Origin of the sequence: Aurantimonas aggregata (assembly GCF_010500835.1) — a bacterium.
Lineage (GTDB): Bacteria > Pseudomonadota > Alphaproteobacteria > Rhizobiales > Rhizobiaceae > Aurantimonas > Aurantimonas aggregata.
This window is the reverse complement of sequence record NZ_JAAAMJ010000007.1, coordinates 17,352-29,446: the sequence shown is the minus strand read 5'-3', so window position 1 is coordinate 29,446 and position 12,095 is coordinate 17,352. Positions and strand designations below refer to the sequence as shown.

The 12,095-nt window shown below is 67.2% G+C and carries 12 protein-coding genes; 8 read left to right on the top strand and 4 right to left on the bottom strand.

Annotation, left to right across the window (positions count from 1 at the left end; translation table 11 throughout):
* Positions 1-2 precede the first annotated feature (2 nt).
* From GTW51_RS11170 to GTW51_RS11135, 8 genes are all read left to right on the top strand, one after another.
* Positions 3-1,367 (top strand): histidine kinase, encoded by a 1,365-nt coding sequence (locus GTW51_RS11170; RefSeq protein WP_163044006.1) that lies wholly within the window; start codon positions 3-5, stop codon positions 1,365-1,367.
* A complete protein-coding gene (locus GTW51_RS11165) occupies positions 1,364-2,002 on the top strand; it encodes a response regulator transcription factor (RefSeq protein ID WP_163044005.1) in 639 nt (212 codons plus the stop codon). The genes GTW51_RS11170 and GTW51_RS11165 overlap by 4 nt, the downstream gene beginning before the upstream one ends.
* 379 nt (positions 2,003-2,381) lie before the next feature.
* Entirely contained in the window at positions 2,382-3,356 is a 975-nt protein-coding gene (locus GTW51_RS11160) for a YVTN family beta-propeller repeat protein (RefSeq protein ID WP_163044004.1), read from the top strand.
* 68 nt (positions 3,357-3,424) lie between these two features.
* On the top strand, positions 3,425-4,051 hold the full coding sequence (locus tag GTW51_RS11155; protein WP_246232984.1) for a hypothetical protein: 627 nt from the start codon (positions 3,425-3,427) through the stop codon (positions 4,049-4,051).
* 158 nt (positions 4,052-4,209) lie between these two features.
* A complete protein-coding gene (locus tag GTW51_RS11150) occupies positions 4,210-5,004 on the top strand; it encodes an ABC transporter ATP-binding protein (RefSeq protein ID WP_163044002.1) in 795 nt (264 codons plus the stop codon).
* Positions 5,001-5,855 carry an ABC transporter permease gene (locus tag GTW51_RS11145; protein ID WP_425483242.1) on the top strand — a complete coding sequence of 285 codons (855 nt, stop codon included), beginning with the start codon at positions 5,001-5,003 and terminating at the stop codon, positions 5,853-5,855. Before GTW51_RS11150 ends, GTW51_RS11145 begins: the two co-directional genes overlap by 4 nt.
* A gap of 59 nt (positions 5,856-5,914) precedes the next feature.
* The gene (locus tag GTW51_RS11140) at positions 5,915-6,757 is read left to right on the top strand and encodes a hypothetical protein (RefSeq protein ID WP_163044001.1); all 843 of its coding nucleotides are present in this window, start codon (positions 5,915-5,917) and stop codon (positions 6,755-6,757) included.
* A gap of 73 nt (positions 6,758-6,830) precedes the next feature.
* On the top strand, positions 6,831-7,085 hold the full coding sequence (locus GTW51_RS11135) for a DUF2171 domain-containing protein (RefSeq protein ID WP_163044000.1): 255 nt from the start codon (positions 6,831-6,833) through the stop codon (positions 7,083-7,085).
* A 24-nt stretch (positions 7,086-7,109) separates the two neighbouring features.
* Here the strand turns inward: GTW51_RS11135 and GTW51_RS11130 are convergent, their stop codons facing one another.
* The 4 genes from GTW51_RS11130 to GTW51_RS11115 all read right to left on the bottom strand — a co-directional run bounded on the left by GTW51_RS11130 (position 7,110) and on the right by GTW51_RS11115 (position 11,509).
* The gene (locus tag GTW51_RS11130) at positions 7,110-7,652 is read right to left on the bottom strand and encodes a PQQ-dependent catabolism-associated CXXCW motif protein (protein ID WP_425483245.1); all 543 of its coding nucleotides are present in this window, start codon (positions 7,650-7,652) and stop codon (positions 7,110-7,112) included.
* A 68-nt stretch (positions 7,653-7,720) separates the two neighbouring features.
* Positions 7,721-8,641, bottom strand: coding sequence for a substrate-binding domain-containing protein (locus GTW51_RS11125; RefSeq protein WP_163043998.1), 921 nt, complete (start codon positions 8,639-8,641; stop codon positions 7,721-7,723).
* A 4-nt stretch (positions 8,642-8,645) separates the two neighbouring features.
* Complete coding sequence (locus GTW51_RS23920) at positions 8,646-9,437, bottom strand: c-type cytochrome (protein WP_246232981.1); 792 nt, start codon at positions 9,435-9,437, stop codon at positions 8,646-8,648.
* A gap of 188 nt (positions 9,438-9,625) precedes the next feature.
* Positions 9,626-11,509 (bottom strand): methanol/ethanol family PQQ-dependent dehydrogenase, encoded by a 1,884-nt coding sequence (locus GTW51_RS11115; RefSeq protein ID WP_163043997.1) that lies wholly within the window; start codon positions 11,507-11,509, stop codon positions 9,626-9,628.
* Positions 11,510-12,095: the final 586 nt, after the last annotated feature.

Sequence of the window (12,095 nt, the reverse complement as noted above, 5' to 3'; positions counted from 1 at the left end):
CCGTGTCCCTCAAAGCCCGCCTCGCCGTCACGCTGACCATCGCCTTCCTCGTCATCCTGGCGATCGGCAGCGTGCTGACCTTCCGGCTGGCGACGGAGAACATCGCCGCCGAACTGACCGCGGCGCGCAGCGTCGCCTCCAACCGCGTCGCGCAGCTGATCGCCGAGCTGCCGGCCTCGCGCGACGTGCCGGGCAAGCTGGCGAGCTTCGTGCGCGCCTTCAACGGCGATCGCCACGTCCAGATCATGCTGATCGACGCGACCGGCGCCGTCCGCAGTTTCTCGCTGCCGGCGCAGGACGGCGGCGCCCTGCCTTCCTGGTTCGTGCAGCTCCTTGCCCCGGATCCCTCCGTGACCGTCATGCCCCTGTCGGGCAGCGCCCTGCCGATGACCGGGGCGGTCGTCTCGATCGACCCGCGCAACGAACTGGCCGATACCTGGACCGAATTGTCGGTCGGCTTTGCCATCCTCAGCCTGTTCGTGCTGATCGCCTTCGTCGCCGTCTGGGTCGTCGCCGATCGGTCGCTTCGCCCGCTGGATTCGATCCAGGCCGGGTTCGGCCGCATCGGCAAGGGCGACTACGGCACCGCGGTGGAGGCCTTCGGGCCGCCGGAAATGCGCGCTTTGGCCGCCGGCTTCAACAAGATGTCGAACCAGCTCGACGAGGTATCCGCCCGCAACCGCCGCCTTTCGGAACAATTGCTGCGGCTGCAGGATGAGGAGCGCGCTGACCTCGCCCGCGACCTGCACGACGAGGTCGGGCCGCTGCTCTTCGCCATCGACGTTGATGCATCGGCGATTGCACGGCTGGCCAGGCGCGACGGGACGCAAGCGCCGCTCGCCGAGCGCGCCGAGGCGATCAAGCAGGCGGCGCACCGTGCGAGGCGCGAGGTCCGGCGGATTCTCGGCGACCTGCGCCCCGGCCTCCTGCCCGGTCTCGGCCTGAAGGTCGCGGTGGAGACCATGCTGGAGGAGCTCGCCCGCCGGCATCCCGAGGTCGCCTTCGTCGCCGACATCGCCGACGGCGACTGGGGCGGGGCGACGGAGACCCTGCTGCAGCGGGTGATCCGCGAGGCGGTCAACAATGCCCTGCGGCACGGCCACCCGACGCGCATCGCGGTGCGGGTCGCGCCGAAGGACGGGCGTCTGTGCTTCGAGATCGTCGACGACGGCGGCGGCCTGCCCGCGGGCGGCCCGGTGGGCGGCTTCGGCCTGATCGGCATGCGCGAGCGCCTCGAGGCGGCCGGCGGCGAACTCGCCGTCTCGCAGGTGGCGTTGCCGCCGGGGGTCCGGCTGACGGGGAACGTGCCGCTGGGCGATCGCGCCGCCGCGGACGACGCGGCAGATGAAGGGGAAAGAGCGGCATGAAGATCCTGATCGTCGATGATCACACCGTGGTGCGCGATGGGGTGCGCCGGCTCGTCGAGGTGCTGCCAGCCATCGAGATCGCCGAGGCCGAGAGCCCCTCGGAGGCGCTGGCGGCATTCCGGCGCTTCCGCCCGGACGTCGTCGTGCTCGACATCAATTTGAAGAATGGCAGCGGCCTCGACGCGCTGCGGCGGCTGCGCGCCGACGATCCGAAGGCCCGCGTCGTCGTCTTCTCGATGTATTCCGACATCGTCTACGCCGTGTCCGCCCAGCGCGACGGGGCGCTTGGCTACGTGTCGAAGAGCGCGCCGTCGGACGAATTGCTGGTGGCGATCGAGAAGGCGTACGAGGGCATCGCCTATGTCGACACCGAAACCGCCGCGATGATGGCCGAGCACGAGGCACATGGCGGCGGGGCGCGCGACCTGTCGCGGCGCGAGCTGCAGATCCTGCACATGCTGGGCGAGGGCAAGAGCCTCGCCGACATCGCCGACGGGCTCGGCGTCGCCTACAAGACCATCGCCAACACCTCCACCCGCATGAAGGAGAAGCTCGGCGTCGAGCGCACCTCCGATCTCGTCCGCTTTGCGCTGGAGACAAAAGGCGGGCGGATGCTCGGCCGCGAAACGCCGTAAGCGCCGGCCAGCAAGGAAGAAGGGAACTTATCCCGTTGTCCGCGCTGATTTATCCGGGCTAGCTTCGCGCAACGGTCGTTTCCCGGCCTCCTGCCCCTCCCAAAGGCAGCGGGGTCGGGGGCGGCCGGGTCGCTTCGCCGGATCGTCAGGATCGCGGCGGGCCCGACACGGTGGGCACCGGATGTCGGGCGGGAGGGCGGCAGAGCCGATCAGCCGACGCCGGCTTGTCGATGGCTCGCAACGCGCCTTCACTCTGCGAGGCGATGCGGGCATATCGAACGGGGCCGACGGCGGCTCGTTCGTTGCAAGGTCTGGCTTGTCGGCATCCTGCCGGGAGGTTTTCAGGAGACGGGATCACCGATCCCGCCGGGAGGATGAATTGAGACGACTGACGATTGCGGCCCTTGCCGCGACCCTTGCCTTATCGGCGAGTCCCGCTTTCGCCTACAAGATCTTCGTATCCAACGAGAAGGGCAACGACATCACCGTGCTCGACTCGGAGAATTTCGAGGTCATCGAGACCTTCGCCGTCGGCCAGCGGCCCCGCGGCATCGCGGTCAGCCCGGACGGCAAGCACCTCTATATCTGCGCCAGCGACAACGACACGATCCAGGTCTACGACACCGAGACCTACGAGTTCATCCGCACCCTGCCTTCCGGCCCCGATCCCGAGCTGCTGGTGGTCTCGCCGGACGGCACCCGCCTCTATGCCGCGAACGAGGACGACAATCTCGTCACCGCGATCGATCTGGAGACCGGCACCCGCCTCGCCGAGATCCCGGTCGGCGTCGAGCCCGAGGGCATGGGCATCTCGCCCGACGGCCAGACCATCGTGAACACGTCGGAAACGACGAACATGGCCCACTTCATCGACCGCGACAGCCAGCAGATCACCGCCAACGTGCTGGTCGATTCGCGGCCTCGCTTCGCCCAGTACAAGGCGGACGGTTCCGAGATCTGGGTCAGCGCCGAGATCGGCGGCACGGTCAGCGTCATCGACGCCGAGACCAAGGAGATCAAGCACAAGGTCACGTTCGAGATCCAGGGCATCCGGCCCGAGGCGATCCAGCCGGTCGGCGTGCGCATCACCGACGACGGCACCAAGGCGTACGTGGCGCTCGGACCTGCCAACCGCGTCGCCGTCGTGGACGCGAACACCTACGAGGTGCTCGACTATCTCCTCGTCGGCCAGCGCGTCTGGCAGCTCGCCTTCTCGCCCGACCAGAAGCACCTGTTCACCACCAACGGCATCTCCAACGACATCTCGATCGTCGACGTGGATGCCGGCGAGGTGATCAAGTCGGTGCAGGTCGGCCAGGAGCCCTGGGGCGTCGCCGTCACGCCGGACAGCTGAGATTGCGGCAGTCCCGGGAGGCGGGGCTGCCCTCGACATTTTACCCAATGGAAGGGAGGACTTCACCCATGAAACCACTCTGGCTCTCGCTGATGGCGGCGACGCTCGCCTTTGCGCCGATCACCGTCGCGTCCGCGCAGGATGCCGCCGGCGGCACCCCCGCCGCGGCCGCGGCCGCGGACGAAGACGATGATGACGACGACGATGATGATGACGATGCCGGCAGCGACCGCGCCGCGATGGTGCCGACGGCCGACCAACTGAACATTCCCGCCGGTTCGGAGATGATGCCGGCGAGCGCCCTCAACGGCGACCAGATCGGCCTGCCGGCCGCGACGCTCTCCTCGCAGATCGTCACGCCGCTGGTCCTCGGCCAGGGCGGCGAGCCTTTCGCGGTCAGCCACAACGACATCTACCTGCGCTCCAATCAGGCCTATCGCTGGGACATCTCGTCCGAAGGCGACGTCGAGTACAAGTTCAACGCGCCCGGCTTCTTCCGCAACGTCTGGATGAACCAGATCGTCATCGAAGACCTCGAGATCCACATGGCCGGCGCGCCGGCCTGGCTCGAATACGACGCCCATGGCACGATCAGCGTGTCGTTCCAGACCATTCGCCCGGGCCGCTACGAGTGGTACGTCGAAGGACTGGAAGGCGACCAGGACATGAAGGGGACGATCACCGTCGTCCCGTGATCCGCGCCTGACGGCCGATCCATGCAACAAGAGCCTGCGTCCGGCCCGCATCCCTCCACGGTGTGCGGGCCTTCGCTTTCCGGCAACGACCCCGGTTCTGTCTTCGCGCCGCGAGGCAGGCTAGGGTACGCCGGACCGATCAATCGCAACGGACAGTGATGGCCAGCATCGCCCCTGCTTTCGAAACCGCCGTCGCCCCGCCCGCCCTTGATGTCGCCGGCGTCAGCCATGCCTATGGCGCCCGCAAGGCGCTGGACGACGTCTCCTTCACGGTACCGCAGGGCTCGTTCACCGCGCTGCTCGGACCCAATGGCGCCGGCAAGTCGACGCTGTTCTCGCTGGTCACCCGGCTGTTCAACGTCCGCGAGGGCACCATCCGCATTCTCGGCCACGATCTCGGCGAGCGCCCCGGCGAGGCGCTGCGCCGGCTCGGCGTGGTGTTCCAGGCGCGCACGCTCGACCTCGAGCTCTCGATCCGCCAGAACCTGAAATATCACGCCGCCCTGCACGGCATCTCCGGCGCTGCCGCCAACCGGCGCATCGAGGAAATTCTCGCCGGCTCGGAACTCCTCGACCGGCTGGGCGACAAGGCCCGCAATCTCTCCGGCGGCCAGCTTCGGCGGGTCGAGATCGTCCGCGCCTTCATGCACCGGCCGCGCCTGATCCTGCTCGACGAGCCGACCGTCGGCCTCGACATCCGCTCGCGCGCCGAGATCGTCGCCGAGGTCCGGCGACTGGTGAAGGACGAGAACGTCAGCGTCCTCTGGGCGACGCATCTGATCGACGAGATCGACGAAACCGACCGCGTCGTGGTGCTGCATCACGGCAAGGTATTGGCCGAGGGGCTGGTGCCGGACGTGGTGGAGGCCGAAAGCGCCGGCTCGATCCGCGACGCCTTCTCCCGCCTGACCGGTCTTGCCAGCCGCCAGCCCGATCTGGAGTTGGCCTCGTGAGCAGCATCGCCCCTGCCCGGCCCGACGACGCCACGCCGCGCGGCTTTCCGCTGTCGGCCTACGTCGTCTGCTGCCGTGGCATCGTCTGGCGCGAGGCGTTGCGCTTCCTGCATCAGCGCGGCCGCTTCGTCTCGGCGCTGGTGCGCCCGCTGCTCTGGCTGTTCATCTTCGCCGCTGGCTTCCGCCAGGTGCTCGGCGTCTCGATCGTGCCGCCCTACGTCACCTACATCCTCTACGAGGTGTACATCACCCCCGGCCTCGTCGGCATGATCCTGCTGTTCAACGGCATGCAGTCCTCGCTCTCGATGGTCTACGACCGCGAGACCGGGACGATGAAGACGCTCCTGGTCTCGCCGCTGCCGCGCTGGTTCCTGCTGGTCTCCAAGCTCGTCGCCGGCGTCGCGGTCGGCATCCTCCAGGTCTACGTGTTCTTCGTCATCGCCTGGTTCTGGGACGTGAAGCCGCCCTGGGAGGGCTATCTCTACGTCCTGCCGGCACTGATCCTCGCCGGGCTGATGCTCGGCGCGCTCGGCATGCTGCTCTCCTCGCTGGTGCAGCAGCTGGAGAATTTCGCCGGCATCATGAACTTCGTGATCTTCCCAATGTATTTCGCCTCTTCGGCCCTCTACCCGCTGTGGCGGGTGCAGGAATCGAGCCCGCTGCTCTACACGATCTGCCTGTTCAATCCCTTCACCCACGCGGTGGAACTCGTGCGCTTCGCGCTCTATCGTCAGTTCAATCTCGAGGCCTTCGCGATCGTCCTCGGCTGCACCATCGCGTTTCTCGGCGCCGCGATTCTTGCCTACGACCCGTCGCGCGGGCTGATCAGCCGGAAGCGGCAGGCCGCCTGAGACTTTCGGGAGCGAACGCCGGGAACGGTCGCTCCGATGACCACAAGGGAGGAGAGCCCATGTCCGCTCGATCCACACGCATCGCCCTCTGGGCCACCGTTTTCGCGACCGGTCTGGCCCTGATGCCGGCCGGCGCCCAGGACGGCGCACAGCCTCGCGACGTTCCGGAGGGCTTCGTCGTCCCTGGGCCCGCACCCACCAACGCCCCGGAAAGCCCGGCGCTGGCGCCCGGCGCGCAGCCGCAGGAAATCCCCGAAGGCTTCGTCGTTCCAGGTCCTGCGCCGACCAATGCGCCGGAAGCAGGAACCGCGGACCAGGGTGCGCCGGCGTCCGACCCGATGAGCTTTGCCATCGCCCCGCAGCAAGGCACCACAGACTGGCCCTGCGTCCAGCGCCGGGTCGAAACGCTGACCCCCGCCCAGCTCTGGGCTGGGCCGGACCTCGCTTTGGCCGACGACGTGCAGCGCACGCCAGCGATGCGCACGCTGGTCGGTACCGTCATCGCCCGCCGCCTGCCGCTCGCCGAGGCCGAAGCGATGGTCGCCGATTTCGTTACCTCGCTTCCCGAGGAGGAGCGCGATGCCGCCGCGGCGGCGCTGTTCGAGGATCTGCTGGCCGCGCTGAATGCCGAGCGCAGCCAGGTCATGGAAGGGATCGAGCGCTACGGCGCCAAGCAGAAGGAGCTGGCGACGCGGCTTCGGCAGGAGAATGCCAGCTTCTTCGCTCTGCAGCGCGAGCAAGGCGCCGATGCCGCCGCCGTCGAGGACGCACGCCAGTCGATGGTCTGGGACACGCGGATCTTCAACGAGCGGCGGGCTTCGCTGACCTATGTCTGCGAGGTCCCGACGATGATCGAGCAGCGGGCCTTCGCGCTCGGCCGGGCGATCAGCCGCGCGCTTTGAGGCGCCGCCCATGCATCCCTTAGCCGCCTCGCGGGTTGTAGAAGGCGGCGCAACCGCCCGCAAGGAGAAGACGATGCACGACGATATCAAGCCGCACATGGAAGTCATCGGCGCCGACGGAACGCATGTCGGCACTGTCGACCGCGTCGAGGCCGACCGAATCAAGCTGACCAAGGCGGATGCCGGCGAAGGTTCGCATCGCGGCCATCACCATTTCATCCCGATGGCGCTGGTCGCCGAGGTCGAGGGCGACAAGGTGCGCCTGTCGGCCAATGCCGACGTCGCCGTCAGCTTCGAGGAAGAAGGCGACGCCTCGCCCGCCGGCTGATCGTTCGACCAATCCGTCCGGGCGTTACTCGTCCGGACGGGGCTCCGGCTCGGCCGCGACGAGCGGCAGGCCCGCCTCGGCCCAGCCCTCCGTGCCGTCGGGGTACCAGTGGACTGCCGTATAGCCGGCAGCGATCGCCCGTCGGGCGGCGTTCCAGCTCATCCAGCAGTCGCGCTGGCAATAGATCACCACCGGCGCAGCCCTGTCGCCCACGGTCGCCGCGGCCAGCCCATCGAAGAAGTAGCGTTCCATCACCGGGGCCAAGGCGCCGTAGCCCGTATCCACGAGCCACAGCGAGCCGGGGATGTTTTCCCGCGGATTCGGACGCCAGATCGTGTCTTCTGGCAGGTTCTGCGGACGCGGCGGGCGGGGCAGCACGTCGATGAAGGGCACGCCCCGGTCGTGCAGCGCCTTCGCCGCGGCGGTATCGACGACCGTGCCGCCGGCAAGCGTCGACGGGACCGGGGCGCGATAATCGTCCATCCGGTAGTCGTCCGGCTCGGTCACCGGGGGCGTCGCAGTCGTTGCTGCCTCTGCGGCGCGAGCCGTCGATGCGTATCCAGACATGAAGAGCGCGATCAGGACGACCGCGAAGCCTGCCGCGGCCCGGCGCATCTGCGCTGGCCGCGGCCGGTTCATTGCGCGTCGCCGGCAGGAGCTCCGCCCGCCTCCCCGGGTCCCGGAGTCGCCTGCGGATCCGTCCCGGCCTTCGACAGGATCGGCCGATCCTCTTCGTCGAGCAGCGGCACGCCGTAGGACAGGAGGATCTCGTTGATCTCGTCCTGGTACTGCGCGATCGCCCGGTTCAGCGTCCGCTTCCATTCCTGGTCCGCCGGGCGCACGCCCATGGTAATCCGGAAGGCCATGGCGGCCCCGCCCTCCTCCTTGTGCAGCGGCACGACGGTATAGTCACGCTCGGCCTGCTTGGCGTAGTAGCCGGCCATCGGGCCCCAGAGCACCGCGGCATCGATCTCGCCCGCGGCCAGGTCGTCGATCATCGCCTTGGCGGAATTGTCGATCCGCGTGTCGATCATCAGCTGGTAGGCCTTGGCCCGGCCCATCAGCCCCGCCCGCGCCAGATAGCTGCCCGGCGGCGTGCCGGCGATGATGCCGACGCGCTTGTCCTTCAGCTTCGGGTCCGACAGCGATTCGACGCCATCGAGATCGCCGTCCGCCGGATAGACCAGCGCATAGGCCGTCCGGTAGTAGGCGTTGGTGTTCTGGACGAGCTCGTCACCCTGCGGATAGCTGATGATGAGGTCGCAGGCATTGGCGCCGAGCGTCATCCGCACGAAGCCGGTGGCCTGCGGGAAATAGGCGTAGGACACCGATTGCCGGCCGAGCTTCTCGGCCAGGAAGCGGGCGACGGCCTGCTCGAAGCCTTCTTCCGCCTGGTTGGAGAAGGGCATGTTGTTCGGGTCGGCGCAGACCCGCAACACGTCGGGGTCGACGAGCTCGATCTCGCCGCCGAACTCGCGATCCTGCGCCTGTGCCGCATGCGGCATCGCGAGCAAGATGCTCGCAATGCCGGCGACGACTGGAATAAGTCGTTTCATCACATCAGAACCCCAGGCAGTCGTACTCCGCCTTCTGGCCTTCGTCGTTCTTCGGCGGGCGCGGTGGCTCGCCGCGGCCGATCACGCCATCGGCGCGTCCGCGCAGATAGATGTAGATCGCGTCGAGCGAGCACATGACGTTCGGATCCTCGCCCCAGGCCGGCATGATCGAGTTGGGCGACGTCCACTGGTTCTGCTGGCCGCTGACCACGATCCCGACGAAGTCGAAATAGCTCAGATTCTGCAGCGACTCGGTGAGGTTCGGGGCAAAGGACGAGCCCATGCCGTCGGGACCATGGCACTGCAGGCAGTTGGCGCCGTATTTCTTCGAACCGCGCCAGGCGTACCAGTCGACTGTCCCGTCCTCGTTGAAATTGTAGGTGGGATTGCCGGCCGGATCGACCCACTTGCCCATGTCGCCTTCGGTGGGCTCGTTGCCTTCCGTCGCCGTGTCCTTGGACGGATGTGCGTCGGGCTGCATGCCCTCGGCACTCGCCATGGCCACGGCGCCATCCGCGGCAGGCGCTGCGGCCGGCGCTTCGGCGGCGGCAGGCGCTTCTTCCGCGGCCGGCGCTTCAGCGGCAGCGGGTGCTGCGGTCGCAGCAGCGGCCGGCGTCTCGGCAGCAGCCGGCGCCGTGCTGGTTGCGGCAGCCCCGCCCCCGGCCTGCGCCGTCGCGCCCGCAGCCGGTGCTTCCTGTCCCGCCGGAACGACGGTCGTGCCGGTGCCCTGGGCGCCGGCCAGACTGGTCGTCGAGAGGAACACGGTACTGGCAAGGGCGATCAGTCTATACGTCATGCAAACCTCACGAATTGACAAACGGGCCGCTCTAGCGGTCCGAGCTTCGGTCGATACGCCCCGCAGGATCGCGTACCACCCCTTTTCCCAAAGGCGAGGGCCCGGCGTCGAGGTCGGTGCCTGACGACGGGCCCTCAAGTCGTGAAAAGGGCCCCGCTCCCGGTGGAGCGAGGCCCTTTATCGCAGGCTTAGTTGTTGGCCGCAGGCGCGGCTGCGTCAGCCGGGGCCGCCGAGGCGGTCTGGTCAGGGACGGTGAAGACCGTCAGCTGACCGCCGAGCGCCGTATACTTCGACAGGGCAGCATAGCCGCCGACCGCGCCGAGACCGGCGTTGGGATCGGTGAGGCCGGCCGCGAGGCCGATGCCGGCCCAGCCGCCGATGCCGGACAGGATGCCGACATACTGCTGGCCTTCATGCTCGTAGGTCATCACGTTGCCGATGATGCCCGACGGGGTCTTGAACTTATAGAGTTCGTCGCCCGTCTCGGCATCGACCGCCTTCAGGAAGCCTTCGAGCGTGCCGTAGAACACGATCCCGCCGGCCGTCGCCAGGGCGCCGGACCACACCGAGAACTGCTCGGGCAGCGACCACTTGATCTCGCCCGTGCCGGCGTCCCAGGCAATGAAGTTGCCCATGCCGCCGTGGCTGTCCGGTGCCGGATACATCGACAGGGTGGCACCCACATAGGGCTGGCCCGCCGTGTAGGCGACGCGGAACGGCTCGTAGTCCATGCAGACGTGGTTGGTCGGCACGTAGAACAGGTTGGTCTCCGGCGAGAACGCCGCAGGCTGCTGGTCCTTGGTGCCGAGCGCCGCCGGGCAGATGCCGGTGGAGTTCACGTCTTCGCCGTTCTGCTCGGTCGAGTACTCGGCGACCACCTGCGGCCGGCCGTACTGGTCCGAATCCTTGTCCATGACGACTTCGGTCGCCCAGTTGACAGCCGGATCGTACTTCTTGGCGACCAGCAGCTCGCCGGTCTCGCGATCCATCGTGTAGGCGAAGCCGTTGCGGTCGAAGTGGACGAGCGCCTTGCGTTCGGTGCCGCCGACGTCGATGTCCGCGAGGATCATCTCGTTGACGCCGTCGAAGTCCCACTCGTCATGCGGGGTCATCTGGTAGACCCACTTGGCCATGCCGGTGTCGGCGTCGCGGGCCATGATGGTCATCGACCATTTGTTGTCGCCCGGCCGCTGGGACGGGTTCCAGGTCGAGGGGTTGCCGGTGCCGTAATAGATCAGGTTCAGCTCCGGATCGAAGGCGAACCAGCCCCAGGTCGTGCCACCGCCGATCTGCCACTGGTCGCCTTCCCAGCTGTTCAGCGAGGAATCGGCGCCGACCGGCTCGCCGAGCGACATCGTCTGCTCGGGATCGAACAGCATCTCGTCGTCCGGGCCGGTCGAATAGGCGCGCCAGGCCTGGCTGCCGTCCGAGAGGTTGTAGGCGGTCAGCGAACCGCGTACGCCGAACTCGCCGCCGGAAATGCCGATATAGACCTTGTCCTTGACGACCATCGGGGCCGCCGTGCCGGTCTCGCCCTTCGACGCGTCGCCGTTCTGGACGGACCAGACCTGCTCGCCGGTCTCGGCGTCGAGCGCCACGACGGTGGTGTCGGCCTGGTGGAGGATGACCAGGGCGCGACTGTCCGCTCCCTCTGCCGGGGCATAGGCGACGCCGCGGTTGACGGTGTCGCAGCACATCACCGGGATGACGCTCGGATCCTGCTTGGGCTCATAGCGCCACTTGATCGAACCCTCGTCGTTCAGGTCGAGCGCGTAGACGATGTTGGGGAATGGGGTGTGGACGAACATCGTGTCGCCGATCACCAGCGGGTTGCCTTCATGACCGCGCAGCACGCCGGTCGAGAAGGTCCAGGCCGGGACCATGTCGCCGACATTGTCCTTGTTGATGGCTTCCAGCGTCGAATAGCGCTGGTTGGCGTAGTTGCCGGTGGGCATGACCCACTGCTTGGCGTCGCCCTGAAGATCGATCAGCGCATCGTTCGCCGAGGCGACCGCCCCGAACGAAACGAGCAGGCTCGAGGCGAGCGCCGCCTTCGTAATGGTTTTCAACATCAACTGTCCTCCCAAAGACATATCCCGATGGCGTCCAAAGGCAGGATTGCCGATGACGACATTTAGCGAACTGGGGGAAGGTTTCCGGCAGCGTGTCACGACCGCCAATAGGGGTCTTGGTGGGCACCGTTGATCGAACGCCCTACCGTGGCCTTCGAGATTCGAGGTGCTCCCAACACCCCGACCTTGAAGCCGGAAACCATGGAGGATGCTAGATCGGGAAATATTCCTGCGCAAGCGCTAAAACGGAAACTTGTAGGTGCACTGCAGCAATCTTATCCTGCATTGCGATAAAACTCATGCGGCCGGACGACCTCGTCACGTCCCGACATGATGAACTGTCGGCCGCTTCTGTCTCAGCCATGACATGGCGGACGGCACTCGGCGTCTTTTTGTAGCCGGCTGAAGCTTTTATGGATTTTCGCCCCAATTCGTCGCGGGCGCATCTGCAATCGTTATTAAGATTATATGCTCAACATCTTTGGCAGCGGCCTTCTGTGGCGATTCGCAGCCATGCGCACGGGTCGATCATCACGGCACCATTCGACCATGGAAAGAACGCCGGCATCGCGGACAGCTTGACGCA